Here is a 15,937-nt window from a genome sequence, read left to right as displayed (position 1 = left end):
CTGACCTATCTTTTTTTACCACAAGTCGGTCAACCCCTCACCCGCTCCGGGTTTTGGCGGGGTTGTCACCCCGCCAGATTAAAACTTAAAGTTTCTCCACAAAAATTATTAAATAATTAACCAAACTTGTTTTATTTGACCTTGTTACATGGAAAAAAATTAGGCATTTCGCAAACACATTTCGTTGCAAATACCCTCTCCAGGCATTTATAGGATGTCCGTAAAATAAGCGTTATAAGGCAAGTAGTGAGGGCTAAAGTCATCTGAAAAGTGCGAGGACTTTAGTCATCACTACGAACCAATTTGATTGCAGTTATCATTACATAGGGAACTACTTAGCGCACCGAAAACCAGCAATAATTTGCCGCACACCCGGATAGTACCAATTCCGAAAGGTCGATCGCAGTGCCTGCGGAAAAGTCGCCCAACTCCCCCCTTTCAAAACCCGGTGTTCTCCATCAAAATAAACTTGAGAATAGCCCCTGTAAGGATAACTTTCAAATCCCGGATAGGCGTCAAAGGTTGAAGCAGTCCACTCCCAAACATTGCCCAACATATCGCAGCAGCCGATCGCACTTGCTCCTTTGGGAAAGGCATCAACTGGCGAGGTATTGGCAATATTATTGCCGTGATTGCACAGGCTGCCGTTTGGCGGTTCTTCTCCCCAAGGATAGATGCGATATGTTTGATTTGTGGCCTCCCAACTCGCAGCTTTTTCCCATTCTGCTTCCGATGGCAAACGCTTGCCGATAAAGTTGCAGTAAGCTTCGGCTTCGTACCAACTCACGCCGCAGACTGGATGGTTGTTGAAAGCTGGATTTTCTGACCAGTAAAGCGGTTGAGAGACGGCTTCGCCTTGCAGCCATTTCCAGCCGTCCGCTGACCACCAATCAGGGTTTTGATAGCCGCCGGATTCCATGAAATCTCCGTATTGACGGCAAGTGACGGGATAGCGATCGATCGAGTATGCTTCTAAATAACACAGGTGGCGCGATCGCTCGTTATCCAAAGCCTCAGCAGCATCGCTTCCCATGTAAAATTCTCCGCGCGGAATTTCAATCGCCTGGGAATCCGTAATTTCTAATTGGTAATCTGCAATTGGTAATCGGTAATTGGAAATTAATCTTCCTTCCTCATTCCCTCTTCCTTCTTCCTTCTTCCCTCTTCCTTCTTCCTTCTTCCTGTGCATTTGCAACACGAAAGCAACAGTTTCGCAGTGCTGGCTTTCGTGCTGAATAATAAACCGCCAGAGACGTTCTTGCTCGTCTATCGGCGCTACTTCCAAATAATCTAACACCTTTTTTCTCACCGCGTCCAGATATAATTCAACTTCAGGTAACGTCGGCAGAAAAACCCGTTGTTTTTTCGGCAAAATATCAGCAGCAAACAGTTGGTGATACTGAGGAAAGACAGGTTCCAAGCCAGCACACCGTTGCAACAGCCACAAATCCTCAGTATAAGCAATGTGACCTAAGTGCCAGCCAACCGGACTAAAATCAGGATGAGCTTGGCGGCAAAAAGTATCATAATCGATGTCTGCAAATAGCTTGAAAGTGCCGCGCCGACACTGCTGCAAATCGCGATATATTGCCTCTCTACAAGATTGGATAGATTTGGATATCACGATCTACTCCGGTACTGATAATGCTCTGGACTGGGCACTCGTGCCAATTGCCTGCAAATAAAGGTTCAGAAGCAATGATGACAGAATTCGGGAAATTTAAATCGTCCCGCAGCCAATAGAGGGAAGGAGGGGTTTTTTGGGCAGCAAAGCGAGAGGCAACGAGCTGGTGTCCGTCGCTGATAATGATATTAGCTGAAAATTCTACTTGGTGAGAGTTGGCTAGCTCTGCCACAGTTTTCAGCGTGTTTTGCAAAGCAGCTTCTAGAGTCATATTGGCGGCTGTCAATTCATTGACGAACAAGCCGAAGATATGCTCTGAATCTGTAGTGCCGTTAATTGATTGATAAATGGTATCGCTGAGTCGATCGCGAATTGGTCTGTAAAGAGTTTGCCGAAAATTCTTCACGAAGCCGTTGTGTACGAACAGCAGGCGATCGTTCTGAAACGGCTGACAGTTGCTCAAATCTACAGCTTGTCCTGAAGTTGCACTGCGAACGTATCCGATCGCGCATCGGGATTCAACGTATCGACTGATACTCGGAAGGTTAACGTCGCTCCAAATTGGCTGTACATTTTTATAGGTGAACGGGTCAGTATCTAGGTGCGGGTGATACCAACCAAGACCAAAACCGTCAGCATTGAGTACGCCAGAAGTCATTTCGCGGGGCTCGTAACTCTGCACAATTAGGGAATGTTCCGGCTTGTACAGAATAGCATCGAGTAAAATCGGCTCCCCGAGGTAGCCAAGCAAACGGCACATAAAATTTTTGCAGCAATGTGATTAGCATTGTAAATCATTAGCCGAAAAATTGCCCGAGCGGGCATCTTCAGCGCTGGGAACAAGGTTTTTTGTAGCCCGCTGCCAGCATCGCAGTACAAACGATACAGTTAAGGTAGAACCCCTGCAGCAAAAGGAGACTCTTGAATGTTCCTCGACGAACTCATCCCAATGGCCCAAGAATTGATCCAACAGCCGATCGCCTTCGCGGGCGGATTTTTATCTGGCCTGCTTCGACTCAACCTTCACGAAGATCCCGTTAAAAGCTGGATCGACGAGCAAGCTGGTTCAACTTCCTACACTACTCCCCCAGCCGAACCCACCAACGGTAAAAGCACGGGGCCTCAGTCAATCTCGATCGACTAAGGAAAAGCAGTAATATCCTCCCAACGCCAAACTGATTACAGTTATGGCGTGGGCTTCCAAACTTCACAGTTTGGCTTTTCGCGTTTTTCCCTTACGGGATTTGCACACTTGGCTAGACTTAATTTCTCAGTGCCCGCTAGAAAGTCTGCACAGACACTTTCGATTCCCGTATAGCCTTTCTCAGATAGATAAAGTACAATAACAGCAGTGTGTAAAGTAGTTCCCAATATCTTGCTTAGAAAGTTGACCTTAGAAAGTTGACGGAATGCAAACTCTATCGCCTTTCCTAATTATTAATAATTTGTTGTGTTAATAAAACTGAAAACATTTTTAAGTTTTGACTATAATTTTTTAGGCTTATGATAAATCGGGGTAAGGGGGCGACAAGTATATTAGTTTCGCCCTTTTTCTTGATTACTTTCTTTACTTATTTTGTCTGTTTCTATGACCATTCTCCCTCACTACCCAAGCATTTTCCCTTAGTTATGGTAGATTTCCGGAGCATAATAGCCTGAAATCTAATTGTATCATTTTACTTCTTAAATTAACTTATCTTATAACTTTAGTGAGCGTTGTATATACTGTTTGTATAAAATATTTTTACAGGTTTGTTCGTTTTATTTATCGGCCTTGAATCTTTTATTCAAGAGTTAAGAATGAAGTTATTCAAGATTGAATCATTTTTATTTTCAATCGGCTCTAAAATTATCAGTTGTTCGGTATTAATTTTGCACGAGCGCATAAATTAGCTCGCCGAGCAATATTTTTGGTTTTAGGAGCCTGTTTAAGTAATTTTTTTACAAAACTGAGAACTCCCCAAAAACAGTTAGGTATGAATTTTTGTGAGATTGCTTCCGTAATGATAAACATCGATAATTTCTTGTCTAAAATCAAGATAATCAGTTTTCATTGCTAGTAATGTATGATGTTTTCAATGCTTGGCAAACAAACGTGCTGTGAGTGGAGGGGGCGTCTCCTCCACTTATGGTGATGCTGTGACTCTTGAGCGAATTATAGTTCATTTATCTTATATTTTATATTTTACCGTTATAAATTAGTCAACAATATGATACCTCATCTGCCTCACAAAGGCTTTATCTCTGAACTCCAAACTTAATTATAATCTTACCACTTTTTATAATTGGCGTGGGCAGGCTTGGTTTGTGTAAAGCCAGGTTTTAAGCTGTAGACTAAAGGGGTTTATAAAAATGAATTCAGCATGATGCCAACCAAAAAGCTACCGTAACTGCGTCGTCACCCAAAATCGATAGCGACTTTCAGGATCGGGAGTTACCGATCAATTAATTACTAATTTTAAAATGTAAAATCTCAAAGGTAAAATCCTAATAGGTACTTGATCTACCGGAGAAAAGCTATAATATACCAGATATGTTGAGGATGGCAGCGAGGATAACTTTAGTAGAAGGAAGCAGAAATAGTATGTTGAGAAAAATGAATTTACAAACCAGACTGATCGGCGCCTTTCTGATTATGGGACTTTTAGTATTTTTAGTTGCCTGGGTAGGAGGGAACTCAACATCTAATCTCAGTCAACACATAGATACTATAGGTAAAAATAATTTACCGAGTATTGAAGCATTATGGAAAATTAACGAGGGACAAACCCAAATTGAGTCATCGGAGAGAGCGCTAATTAATCCGGCACTCAGTCAAACAGAAAGACAAGATGCCTTAAACAGAATGGACAAGGCTTGGCAGCAGATTCAAGATGGGTTTAAAGCATACGAAGCCACTCCACGTACCGCAGATGAAAACGCACTATATCAACAAATGCTTAAGTATTGGGAGAAGTGGAAGCAGGAAGATCAAGAACTCCTGCGAATTAATCAAGAATTTGAGAAAGTGGGAATTTTGGATCCTTTGGGCTTGCAGCTAAACCTAATTAATCAAGGTAAAAGTAATTCGCCAGAAATGGCAAGAGCCAAAACAGCTAGTAACCTTTTGAATAAACTTAGTCAGCAATCTAAGGTAATTCGGATTGAATTTATAAAAGCAGAAAAAGCAAATTTAGCCGTAGCTGCATCCAACAGAAAGCAAGCCGACGACGCTTATAAAACCGCAGAAGATGATATTAGAAATACTCAAGTAGCTGTATTATTGGCTATGACAGTTGGACCGCTAACAGCGATTAGTTTAGGAATAGCTTTAAGCATAGCGATCGCCAAACCTTTAGATAAAGCCCTGAAAGGTATTATTAATATGATTGTCAGTTCTTCTACCGAGATCGCTGCGACAATTGAGCAACAGGAACGTATTGCTGTACAACAAGCTGCTTCTGTTAATCAAACAACTACCACAATGGATGAATTGGGCGCATCATCGAGGCAATCAGCTATGCAAGCCGAGTCAGCCCTTGAGAATGCCAGTAATGTCTTAAACCTGGCAGCAGAAGGCAGTAAAGTAGTGCATAAAACCCAGCAGGGAATGTTGAGTTTGACGCAAAAAGTCGGAGCTATCGCCGAGCAAGTTTTACATTTGAGCCAGCAAACCAATCAGATTGCTAATATTACCAATTTAGTCAGCGATTTGGCTAATCAAACTAATATGCTGGCAATTAACGCTACAGTGGAAGCTGTACGCAGCGGAGAACAAGGAAAGGGGTTTGGGGTGGTGGCGAGGGAAATTCGCCGACTCGCAGATGAAAGCAAAAAATCGTCTGCTCAGATTAATGATTTAGTAAACGATATTAAGAATGCCATTAATAAGACAGTGATGGTAACAGATGAGGGCAAAAAAACTTTAGATAATAGCCTGAAATTGACTGAAGGTACGGCGGATAATTTTAGCAATGTTGCTAATGCTATTAACAGTGTTGTTGTCAGCAGTCAGCAAATTTATCTCAATACCAAACAGCAGGCTATCGCTATTGAGCAAGTGGTAGATGCGATGAATGTTCTGAATAAAGGAGCAACGGAAACAGCCAGCGGTATTACCCAAACTCGAATTGGCACTCAAACACTTAACAAAGCTGCTTTAAATCTCACATCCTTAGTTTAATTGAGAAAAGTAATATCCTAAACTGGGGATTAAAGAGATGGAGAGAAAATGTGTCCTATTCCTCATTTCCAATTTGCCATTCCAAATTTGGCCCAAGGATTGAAGGTGACATCTCCCCGTTTAGGAAAGGGCTGGGGAGAGGTGAAGTAGGTTTCCTCAAAGGCCTGTCTAGATGTGTATAGCAATTCTCAAGTGAATGAGGTACAGATTTAAATTGTAGATTAAAGAATGGAAGAATTGGGGAATTGGTAATTAACTGCCAAGTACCTCACGAAAGTTGAGAACCGCTATATCAACGCTCGCGATCCAAAGCAACCTAATATATTATACCTTGTTAGTCGCTTTGTTTCCGAAGATGGTTGGTGATTCGTCGCCCACCCATCAGTGATCTGATTAAAATCAAATATTGTTCAGGGGTAGGAGTCCTCGCCACCCCAAAACTCATATTCTCACTCATCCGCAGGGCGAGTGAGGATATGAGTTTTGATTAAGCTAACTATTGCAGCCAGTACCAAGGGTTGGTCAGTGCGGCAAACCCTTTTAGTCAAAGTCGATAGCCCAGTTGTATGGTAGATAGCACTTGACAGTTAAATTAACAGGTTATTATGTATAGCACAACAAGTTCAGTTCGATCGACATGACTATCTACATTGGAAATCTGTCTTACCGCGCCACCGAAGAAGACCTGACAGCAGTATTTGCAGAATACGGCACAGTCAAGCGAGTTGTCTTGCCTACCGACAGGGAAACCGGTCGGATGCGCGGTTTTGCATTTGTTGAGATGATGGAGGATGCCCAAGAAGACGCTGCAATTGCCGAATTAGACGGTGCAGAGTGGATGGGGCGCCCCTTGCGAGTGAACAAAGCTAAACCGAAAGAAGAGGGAAATCGAGGCGCAGGTATCAAGAGAAACGACGGATATTAGTCCGCGATGCGGCGGTTGACATCCTCTCGAAACCCACCTGATGCACCAGTACGCCACTAGCGCCGAATTGCAAGCAGCAGTTGATTTTGGGGATGCAATGTCAAATCCGCTGCACAAAAATATCGCTTCTTTATGGGCTGCACTTGATTCTTGACACTCCCCGACTATCAAGGTGCGAGGATTCTTAATTCAGCGACTAACCTTTAAGTGTTGCGTCCTTTCGGCAATATTCAGACCTTTTAACCGTAGAAAACTACCAATTAACGAGCCTGATTCGCAGCCACCCCAGCGGGTCTATCTCCAAAAGCGTACTAGGATATTTACCTAGAGTTTGGGTATGCCCTACCCTACTTAACAATCCTAAAAGAATAGTTTGTTTTAACTGGTTTAAGGTTTAATTCAACCTCTAGCTGTTTAAAGAGTTTTCGCTGCTCTGCGTCCCCCGGTTTATACCTAAAAGTGTGTCTTAACTGTTTCACGATGGTAAAGGAATTCAACCTTGACTTTTATAGTCAATCACAAATATAGGAACTTACTGGACTTTTTGAAAGAAGTTTTAAGAAATTAAAGCCGTCCTAGAAGGACAGGGTTTCAAACCCAAGTTTTTGATAACTTTTTGAGAAAGACAGAATTTATGCACGCTAGTCTAGAAACCCGATTTCTTCCGCGATACCTCGCTGCTAAAAGCAAAATTTATCAGGAGAAACCGGGTTGATGAGCGTTACTCTTAGAAAGAGTAAACTCGCCCTTTTTCATCAATATAAACTGATCGATCTTGCCGAGTGCTGGCGTCTGATCTGGTGATGCGAATCGTCACAAGGTTTGTCTGCGAGTCAACGTTATAGTCGTATTTCAAAGTTGTGCTTCCTCCTGTGGCATTAATCGGAATATTGGCAATGTCGCCGGTGCGATTGCTGATACGAACAATGATGTTTTTGCTGGTTCCGACGGGCAAGGATGACAAGTTGGCACCTGATTGACCGTATTCTAGGTTTAATCCAGTTTCATTTAACAGTCTGAGGGTTATGTTGCGAGTATTGTCAACCTGCGCTTGAGGTTGCCAGAATCCGGGTTTTTTGCCACCGTCAGTTGCAGGTTGAGATAATGCTGGGTGAGGATGCAGAAAGGCCAGGGCGGCAAGTATTGCTGCGGCTGCAATAATTTTTGATTTCACGGTTTGTACCTCCGGGTCAAGATTTGGTGATATTTCTATCCTAGCTTTAAAATCGGATGTTAGTGGAAGGAAGAAGGAAGTTCGGCAACGGATTATTTAACGGATGTAACGGATGTAACGGATGTAACGGATGTCAGGAAGAAGGAAGAAGGAAGAGGGAAAAAGGAAGAAGGAAGAAGGAAGAGGGAAGAAGGAAGAAGCAATAAAAGGAATCAAAGCAAGGGTTTGAGAAATTAAGAATTTCCTAACCGTCAGGGTGGTTGCTCTATCTACTCAGAAACCGGGTTTCTCTAGTTGTTAATATTCCTGGACGCACGGGTTGTCTAGAAATCCGATTTCTGAGCGGGTGGCTGCTTGCCAAAGCTATGATTTAGAGTAGAAACCGGATTTCTGGGGTCAAGTGAGTCTGGGAGTGATTAATTGTTAATTATCGATCGAGCGAGTTCTAGGAGTATGCGCTGTTCGGCGCGGACGATCGCCCTGGAAGTTTGTTCTGCAGCATCGACATTAACCGAAATAGACGAAATTCCCCACCGCACGAAGGATTCAACTGTCTCGGGATACAATGCGGGAGCGTCGCCGCAGATTGAGCAAGGAATGCCGGCGGCCCGGGCCTGTTTGATTAATTGTTCGATCGCCCTCATCACTGCTCGATCGCGCCCGTTGAAAGCACCTGCTACATGGTCGGAGTTGCGGTGAACTCCTAATAGCAATTGGGTTAAATCGTTAGTGCCGATCGAAATTCCTTGAACTCCGGCTTTTACGTAATCGGGCAATAAAAATAACACCGAAGGAACTTCCGCCATAATCCACATTTGAAACTCGGTTGAGCGGTTTTTCCAAACAGTTTCTAAGCGCTGGCGGCAGTATATAAACTCGTCAACCGAGCGCACGAAAGGCAAAATTAAATTAACATTGGTATGGCCTGACTCGCAGACTTTTTGAAGTACGCAGAGTTCCCAATCAAATAATTCCGGTTCAAAGGTATAACTGAAACTGCCGTGGGCGCCTGACTCCCGTAAATCGAGAGAGCGATAAAATATTGGCCGCGGCGAAACGGCAGCAGCAAATAAGCTGAGGCAATCCGCCATGCGATCGACAAATTCCGATTGGCGACCGTTTTGCAGCCAATCTTTGGGGTTTTGACAGTCCAAAGCTTCTAATGCCATTAATTCCGATCGCAGCAATCCTATGCCGTCTATTGGCAGATTTTTGAGGCGGTCAATCGAACTTGTTTGGCTGACATTAACTAGCAGTTGAGTGGCCGTTGGTGGGCCCCAAACATATTGAGTAGACTCAGATTGTCGAGATTTAGGTGCGGAATTGGACGATCGATCGGAGGTAGAAGATTGGTGCTTGGCTATTGACATTTTTGCTGCTGTACTGTATATATCTGCCTTTTTTGCTGTGTCCCGAAGTCGGCCGCTGTCTCCTGTCTCGATCGCATCGTGTTGGGCGAGGGCAAAAACTTCTCCGCTATCGCCGTCTACCAACACGGAATCGCCCGAGGCGATCGCCCGAGTGGCCCCTGCCACTCCCACAACGGCGGGAATCCCCAATTCTCTAGCTAAAATGGCGCCGTGGCAGGTCATGCCTCCTTGTTCCGCAATCACCCCAGCAGCAACCTTCAGCCAAGGCAGCCAATTCGGATCGATTGTCCGGGCTACCAAAATGCCTCCGGCTAAGAATTCCGCGTTTTCTGGGTGGGAATTAGTCATAACTTGGGCAATTGCTTCGGCTTTTCCTGATGCTGCTCCCACACCTCTGAGTATCGCAGGAGTTCTGGCTGGGGCGATCGAGTTTGGCTGCAGGAGGGCGATCGGATTTTCCTCTACCGGCGCGACTTTTTCCCCTTTGACAAGACGAACTTGAGTGAAATAAAACTGCGATTCGCCGCTGTTTGCTGTCTGGTTTAGCGTCCACTCCAAAATTAAATCCGAGTCAAATTCTGCGCTCACTTTTTTACTCAATTCCATGATTTCTCGCAGTTGCGCTTCCTCTAAAATGTATTCTGTTTGTGCTTCCTCTCCTAGGGCTAAAACTTGCACGCAACAGTCACCAAAATCATGAATTAGAAAGGGAGAATCGGGAATTGGGAAAGCAGAAAACTTGCCGATATGCAGTTTTTTTTTCGGTTCACCATCGCCGACTTTGAGATTGTAGGCTAATGTTTTGTAACCGATGCGCTGGAATTTAACGGCGGTTGTTTCCGGCTGCACTTGATAGTAATCGGGGATGGTTTCTCCCCTAGCGAGGGACAATCCCAAACCGCTGGTAGCTTGGATTTCCCACTGTGCGCCCGCCTTTGTTTTCACCTCGCCTGCGGCGATCGCTTCTTGAAGTGGCTGCACCAAAACTGCGGGATTGATTTGCTGTACCCGCAGGCCGCACCGCTGCCAGTAAAATAGACTTCGGGCTCTGAACATTTCTGCCCAAGCTCGTTTGAGTCCGGCCCCAATGGCTTCGGGTTCTGCCCGTACTGCCTGAGATTCCAGAATGCCGAATGTTTTCGGGTTCCAGGAAGTCAGGGAAGGGCGAAAAATTAAGGCTGTGGAGTTTAAGTTTGACTTTGAGTTGAGTTGAGAAACAGCAGACTCTAGGGTGGAGAGCAGTGAATCTGGCAGTTTGCCGGCGAGGATTTGGTGGCGGATGCTGCGGGCGATCGATTGCAGTTGTCTGGGTTCATCGACATTCAAGTGCAGGGAAGAGTTGGGCCAGTCAGCAAACAGCGGTTCTAGGCACTCGATCGACTCTAAAAACTGCCAAAATGTTTGAGCCGGCACGACAAAACCCGGTACAACGGGATGATTTTTCTGGAGCAAACAGCTCAAGTAAAATGCTTTTTCTCCCACTGCATCTCGGTCTGAAGGTTGAATTTTGTCTAACCAGTAGAGGTTTTTCACGCTGCGAGCCTGTCGGTGGAAACTGATTGAAGTTGAGAGTTTTTCCCATTAATCACTTACCACAATTTTAGGATGAACAAGCGACAATGGACGGGATTAGTCAAATCTTTTCTCAATCTATTTCTTAAGTCTAACTGTCCTCTTTGTCAGCGGCCGGCCGCCGGAGAGTTTTGTCCGTACTGTCACAAGCAACTTCAGCGATGTCAGTTAAGCGATCCAGGTCGATTTTGGCATTCAGAGCAGCGTGTTTTTGTGTGGGGTGAGTATGGCGGGGCTCTCAAACGGGCGATCGCAGCTTTGAAATATGACGGCAATCCGCAATTAGCCAAACCTCTAGGCGGCTGGCTGGCAGAAGCTTGGCTGAGTTTTCCGGAATTAGCTATAGACAATTTAACAGTTGTACCGATTCCCATGCACAAAGAAAAGGTCAAGGAGCGCGGTTTTAACCAAGCAGAACTGTTGGCTGAAAGTTTTTGCGAGCTGACTGGTTTGCCTTTGCAGCGGCACGGTTTGGAGCGGGTGAAAAATACTCAGGCTTTATTCGCTCTGACGCCACAGCAGCGGCAAGCGGAAATGAAAAATGCTTTAAGTTTGGGGAAAGATTTTCGTCGTCGCCTCCCGCGCGATCGAGTGCTGTTAGTTGATGATATTTACACTAGCGGTACTACGGTTAAGTCGGCAATTCAAATATTGAAACTGTCGGGAATTTCGGTTTATGGAACTGTGGCACTGGCAACTCCGAAGAAGAGCGATCGGTAAGTTATGACTGGCTTTAAGTTTAAAAAGGTTTATAGTGAGGACATGATATTAATCAGGATTTGCTAATAAGATTTTTTTGGAAAAACGAACCGCGAAGACGCGAAGGACGCAAAGAAAGAGAAGGGAGAAAGTTTAGGCGGAAAGCGGGAACTGGTTGCTGATGTTCCATCGGCTGCCGTTATGAAGCAGCAAGGTTAACGCGGAAGCGGTAAACTCAAAGTGGAGCGATCGCCCGGAGAATTCCAACCAAGCCGTTTGAAAATTCTGCTTAGTTAAATCGCGAAACGCTACTGTCATGTGCGGTACAAATGGGCGACTTTGAGAAACTCGATCGACTATTCCCAAAGTTGCCTCCATATAACTCATCAAATCTTTGTGAATCTCCAGCAATTCGGGCGATTTGACAACATCAGCGTAAATGACGCGGGGCGCGAAAGCAGCAAAACCGGATAGAGTAACGGGAATTGACAGCCGATTTGCCGAAAACTCCTTCAAACTTTGCTCTAATTTGGGAACATCCTCCGCTAACGAGTGAAAAGGAGGTTGCAGCGTGATGTGCGGCGGCGAATTCAAAGCACTGCGGCTGTTGTAGGAGGCCGCAAAATACAGTTGAATGTCAGTAATGTGCTGTTCAATATCGGGAGGCGGCACTAAGGCAATGAAAAATCGCTGTTTTGACTGGTGCATGGGATAACATCGCAGTTAAGAAAGGATGATGGAAAATGGAATATAGAGCATTTGCCCTAGACTCGATTGCCGATCGCCCATTCCCAATCTAAAATATAAAATCTAAAATCCCAAATAAAAATGCCTTGGTTTGTCAAAATTGAGCAAGGAATTGTCGAAAAGCCTGTCTTTGACCAATACGTGCCAGCTCACAGAGCTTATGTCCGAGAGTTGATTTCTAAAGGACACCGAGCGAAAACTGGCTACTGGGGGCGGCGGGGCGGCGGTATGTTGCTGTTTGAGGCTGGTTCGATGGATGAGGCGAAGGCGATCGTCGCTGAAGACCCGCTGGTGAAGAATGGTTGCGTTATTTATGAAATTTATCACTGGTGTGTGGTTGAAGAATAAATAACTGTGTTATACTCATTTATGAACTGGACCCACGCGATTCCAACGCCCAAATCTTGTCAGGACCGGAAGGTAGCAGCAACACGGGATGCTTGTAATAGGCGTGGTCTCCGGTTCACCCAGTTTTTTGAGGTGTAGCTCCTATGCCTGGTTTCGGAGATATTTTACAAAAAGCAGTTTACCTTGGTGTCGGGCTAGCTTCCTACGCTGGTGAAAAAGCTGGCAGCAAGTTAACTGAATTACGCACTGAAGCCCAAAAGCTGGCAGACGAATTAGTCAAGCGTGGCGAGATGTCAACGGAAGAAGCTCGCCGCTTTGTTGATGACATGGTACAACAGGCTCAGCAGCAGCAGCCCCCTGTAGCATCGGCTGGGAACGAAAAACCCGCTGAACCTCGGCGGATTGAAATTATTTCTGAGGAAGAAGATGTCTCGGCAAAAGATGCTAAAGAGACAGGCGGCGTAGACAAGCTCCGCGAACAGGTGCAGAATTTACAAGAGGAATTGCGGCGGCTGAAGCGGGATTAAACTCAAAAAAGCTCGCTCAGCAAAGCATGAAGGGAACTCAGGATAATACTCTTGAGTTCCCTTTTTGAATATCTCCCCTGTCTGATGTGGACGGATATCAGGCAATAGGTAATAGAATTGAAAGTAGGTGCGATCGCTTCGCATGAGGCTGGCTGCACTTGTCTGTAAAATATTTTGTAATAGCAAGCTGTCAAATTCATGGAAGATTGGTCTAAAGATTTTTTTGGAGTAATGGAAAATGCTGTTTCTGAAGTAGAGCATTTTTTCAGCGAAATGGGCGAAGAGTTTGTCGAAATGCTGGACGTTTTGGCAAAAATGTCGGAAGAGTTTACAGAACAAGTACAAAATAATCTGATTAACGACATTGACGGTTATTTCAACGAATTTGACGGTTTATTGAATGAATTTATCGAACCGATAATTGAAATTTGCCGCGACTTCGACCCGCAATTTGATGAGATAGATTTGTCGATGGTGACTTATGTAGACCCTTCCCCGACGCAGCAGCCGGCTTGTCGCGGTTGTCGCAACTATCACGGTCAAGTTTACGGGGGAAATTTGTTGGTTTGTGCGATGCACCCTACCGGTGTGGAATCGGAGAGTTGTGCGGATTGGGAAACAGACGGCGATGCAGATTTTTAATGGCGGAGTTGATTTCTTGAGGGGTTAATGGCTTATGGTAAGGTCAATTCACTCTCCGTCAAAGATTTCTCCGGAAGAGTTTCTGCTATTGCCAGAGACTAAGCCTGCTAGCGAGTATGTTGACGGTCAAATTTATCAAAAAGCTATGCCCCAAGGAAAACACAGCACGTTACAAATCAAATTTTCATCCGCTATTAATCAAGTTGGCAAACCGCCAAAGTTAGCTTTTGCTTTTCCTGAATTGCGCTGTACTTTTGGGGAAGGTGCTGTTGTTCCAGATTTAGCAGTATTTGAGTGGTCGCGCATTCCTCTGAATTCTCAGGAAGAAATTGAAAATAGGTTTGAAATTGCTCCGGATTGGATTATTGAGATTTTATCGCCGGATCAAAGTTCAACTCGCGTGATTAAGAAGATTCTGTTTTGCCTCAAAAATAAAACTAAATTGGGTTGGTTGATTGACCCGGAGGAAAAATTAGTTCTGGTTTTTAAACCGCAGCAACAACCAGAGGCGAAGGAGAATCAGGATATTTTACCTGTGATTGATGTGCTGTCGGATTTGCAAATGTCGGCGGCGGATTTGTTTGGGCTGTTAAGTTTCGATCGCGCGTGAGTTAAAGTTGAGTATAGGGAATTTTGCATCTAACGGCATTTAAAGGTGAATCGCTCAACGGCTAATAATTCGCAATTTGGGTTTCCCAAGATGCCGCCATCGCTGCAATTGCGGCAGTATCAGCGGGCGGCGGTTGCTAATTGGTTTGCGAATCAGGGGCGCGGTACGCTGAAAATGGCGACGGGTAGCGGCAAGACGATTACTGCGCTGGCGATCGCCACTGAATTATACAATAAAATTAACCTGCAAGTCCTGCTCGTAATTTGCCCTTACTGCCACCTGGTGAATCAGTGGGCGCGCGAATCAGAGAAATTTGGTTTAAAACCTATTTTGGCTTTTGATAGCGCCCGAAGTTGGCAAAATAAGCTGGCTGCGGGTTTGTATGAAGTGCGATCTGGCGATCGAGCATTTCTCACAATCATCACTACCAATGCTACCTTAATGGGAGATAGTTTGCGATCGCAACTGCGCTATTTCCCAGAAAAAACCCTGATTATTGGAGACGAAGTTCACAACTTAGGCGCGCCCCGTTTAGGAGAAAGTTTGCCGCGCAATATTGGACTGCGACTCGCCCTTTCCGCCACCCCAGAAAGGCATTTCGACGAACAAGGAACCGAAGCTATTTTAGATTATTTCGGCCCTGTTTTGCAGCCGGAACTCACCTTAGCAGACGCCATCCGCCAAAAAGCATTAGTACATTATTTATACTATCCAATTTTAGTAGAATTGACAGAAGCCGAAACCCGCAAGTATTCCCGCTTAACTCAAAAGATTGGCTGGGCGCTTTGGGGCGATGAAAAAGTAGAAGAAAACGATGCTTTAACGACTCTATTAATGCAGCGAGCCCGGTTAATTGGAGCGGCGGCTAATAAATTAACAGCGTTGCGAGAATTAATGATTCACCGTCTCGATACAGCCCACACTTTATTTTACTGCGGCGACGGTGCTATCGAAGGAAGTGCGCGCCGAAATAACAACCGCCAACTAACAGAAACCGCGAAGTTATTGGGTTCAGAATTAGGCTACCGAGTTAACACTTATACTGCGGCAACTCCTTTAGCAGAAAGAGAACGATTGCGCCAGCAATTTGAGAGTGGAGAATTGCAAGGTTTGGTAGCGATTCGGTGTTTGGATGAAGGGGTGGATATTCCTGCAATTCGCAATGCTGTAATTTTAGCAAGCAGCAGCAATCCGCGCCAGTTTATTCAGCGCCGGGGACGGATTTTGCGGCCGCATCCGGGGAAGGAAAGGGCAACTTTATTTGACATGATTGTTTTGCCTCCAGATTTGGGTCGGGAAACCTTAGAAGTCGAGCGCAATTTGCTGCGAAAAGAGTTGAAGCGGTTCTTGGAATTTGCCGATTTAGCCGACAATGCTGGGGAAGCTAGAGTGAAATTGCTGCAACTTCAGAAGCGTTACGGGCTATTAGACATTTGACATTTATTAAGGTTCGGTTTATGTTTGAGAATATAGAATTATTTGATAGCAGTTTGAGTTGCTAGTTTAGTTCGCGATCGCACGCAGAGTTCCGAAACCA

General features: G+C 44.9%; 15 protein-coding genes and 1 other RNA gene. 11 read left to right on the top strand and 5 right to left on the bottom strand.

Annotated elements, in window-relative coordinates:
* Positions 1 to 331 precede the first annotated feature (331 nt).
* Entirely contained in the window at positions 332 to 1,624 is a 1,293-nt protein-coding gene (locus QUA47_RS20165; protein ID WP_333432060.1) for an ergothioneine biosynthesis protein EgtB, read from the bottom strand.
* Positions 1,596 to 2,384 (bottom strand): ergothioneine biosynthesis protein EgtC, encoded by a 789-nt coding sequence (egtC, locus tag QUA47_RS20160; protein WP_333432059.1) that lies wholly within the window; start codon positions 2,382 to 2,384, stop codon positions 1,596 to 1,598. Before egtC ends, QUA47_RS20165 begins: the two co-directional genes overlap by 29 nt.
* 165 nt (positions 2,385 to 2,549) lie before the next feature.
* Here egtC and QUA47_RS20155 point away from each other — a divergent pair, with 165 nt between their 5' ends.
* The 3 genes from QUA47_RS20155 (at position 2,550) to QUA47_RS20145 (ending at position 6,711) form a co-directional block, all read left to right on the top strand.
* Positions 2,550 to 2,768 carry a hypothetical protein gene (locus tag QUA47_RS20155; RefSeq protein WP_006632999.1) on the top strand — a complete coding sequence of 73 codons (219 nt, stop codon included), beginning with the start codon at positions 2,550 to 2,552 and terminating at the stop codon, positions 2,766 to 2,768.
* Positions 2,769 to 4,220: 1,452 nt separating this feature from the next.
* Positions 4,221 to 5,786, top strand: coding sequence for a methyl-accepting chemotaxis protein (locus QUA47_RS20150; protein WP_333432058.1), 1,566 nt, complete (start codon positions 4,221 to 4,223; stop codon positions 5,784 to 5,786).
* 637 nt (positions 5,787 to 6,423) lie between these two features.
* Positions 6,424 to 6,711: an RNA recognition motif domain-containing protein gene (locus QUA47_RS20145; RefSeq protein WP_006632996.1), complete on the top strand. Its 288-nt coding sequence runs from the start codon at positions 6,424 to 6,426 to the stop codon at positions 6,709 to 6,711.
* 727 nt (positions 6,712 to 7,438) lie between these two features.
* Here the strand turns inward: QUA47_RS20145 and QUA47_RS20140 are convergent.
* On the bottom strand, positions 7,439 to 7,885 hold the full coding sequence (locus QUA47_RS20140; RefSeq protein WP_333432057.1) for a hypothetical protein: 447 nt from the start codon (positions 7,883 to 7,885) through the stop codon (positions 7,439 to 7,441).
* A 56-nt stretch (positions 7,886 to 7,941) separates the two neighbouring features.
* On the opposite strand from QUA47_RS20140, the gene QUA47_RS20135 reads away from it, so the two are divergent.
* Positions 7,942 to 8,091 (top strand): hypothetical protein, encoded by a 150-nt coding sequence (locus QUA47_RS20135; RefSeq protein WP_190660655.1) that lies wholly within the window; start codon positions 7,942 to 7,944, stop codon positions 8,089 to 8,091.
* Positions 8,092 to 8,301: 210 nt separating this feature from the next.
* Here QUA47_RS20135 and QUA47_RS20130 read toward each other — a convergent pair whose 3' ends face one another.
* Positions 8,302 to 10,788: a putative PEP-binding protein gene (locus QUA47_RS20130; RefSeq protein WP_333432056.1), complete on the bottom strand. Its 2,487-nt coding sequence runs from the start codon at positions 10,786 to 10,788 to the stop codon at positions 8,302 to 8,304.
* A gap of 72 nt (positions 10,789 to 10,860) precedes the next feature.
* Between QUA47_RS20130 and QUA47_RS20125 the strand changes: the two genes are divergently transcribed.
* On the top strand, positions 10,861 to 11,547 hold the full coding sequence (locus QUA47_RS20125) for a ComF family protein (protein ID WP_333432055.1): 687 nt from the start codon (positions 10,861 to 10,863) through the stop codon (positions 11,545 to 11,547).
* A 132-nt stretch (positions 11,548 to 11,679) separates the two neighbouring features.
* On the opposite strand, the gene QUA47_RS20120 is transcribed toward QUA47_RS20125, so the two are convergent.
* Positions 11,680 to 12,234, bottom strand: a complete 555-nt coding sequence (locus QUA47_RS20120) for a 2'-5' RNA ligase family protein (protein ID WP_333432054.1) — start codon at positions 12,232 to 12,234, stop codon at positions 11,680 to 11,682.
* A gap of 120 nt (positions 12,235 to 12,354) precedes the next feature.
* On the opposite strand from QUA47_RS20120, the gene QUA47_RS20115 reads away from it, so the two are divergent.
* From QUA47_RS20115 to QUA47_RS20090, 6 genes are all read left to right on the top strand, one after another.
* Positions 12,355 to 12,621, top strand: coding sequence for a YciI family protein (locus QUA47_RS20115; protein ID WP_006632991.1), 267 nt, complete (start codon positions 12,355 to 12,357; stop codon positions 12,619 to 12,621).
* 23 nt (positions 12,622 to 12,644) lie between these two features.
* An RNA gene (gene ffs, locus QUA47_RS20110) (signal recognition particle sRNA small type) lies at positions 12,645 to 12,741 on the top strand.
* A gap of 23 nt (positions 12,742 to 12,764) precedes the next feature.
* On the top strand, positions 12,765 to 13,148 hold the full coding sequence (locus QUA47_RS20105) for a phasin family protein (RefSeq protein ID WP_006632990.1): 384 nt from the start codon (positions 12,765 to 12,767) through the stop codon (positions 13,146 to 13,148).
* Between the two features lie 198 nt (positions 13,149 to 13,346).
* Complete coding sequence (locus QUA47_RS20100; RefSeq protein ID WP_190660643.1) at positions 13,347 to 13,790, top strand: hypothetical protein; 444 nt, start codon at positions 13,347 to 13,349, stop codon at positions 13,788 to 13,790.
* A gap of 34 nt (positions 13,791 to 13,824) precedes the next feature.
* Positions 13,825 to 14,400 carry a Uma2 family endonuclease gene (locus QUA47_RS20095; RefSeq protein ID WP_333432053.1) on the top strand — a complete coding sequence of 192 codons (576 nt, stop codon included), beginning with the start codon at positions 13,825 to 13,827 and terminating at the stop codon, positions 14,398 to 14,400.
* Between the two features lie 90 nt (positions 14,401 to 14,490).
* Positions 14,491 to 15,837 (top strand): DNA phosphorothioation system restriction enzyme, encoded by a 1,347-nt coding sequence (locus QUA47_RS20090; protein WP_333432063.1) that lies wholly within the window; start codon positions 14,491 to 14,493, stop codon positions 15,835 to 15,837.
* The last annotated feature ends 100 nt before the right edge of the window (positions 15,838 to 15,937 follow it).

Origin of the sequence: Microcoleus sp. MON2_D5, from assembly GCF_036701905.1 — a bacterium.
In the GTDB taxonomy this organism is placed as follows: domain Bacteria; phylum Cyanobacteriota; class Cyanobacteriia; order Cyanobacteriales; family Microcoleaceae; genus Microcoleus.
The sequence above is the reverse complement of the archived record's forward strand: the minus strand, read 5'-3'. Positions and strand labels throughout refer to the sequence as shown.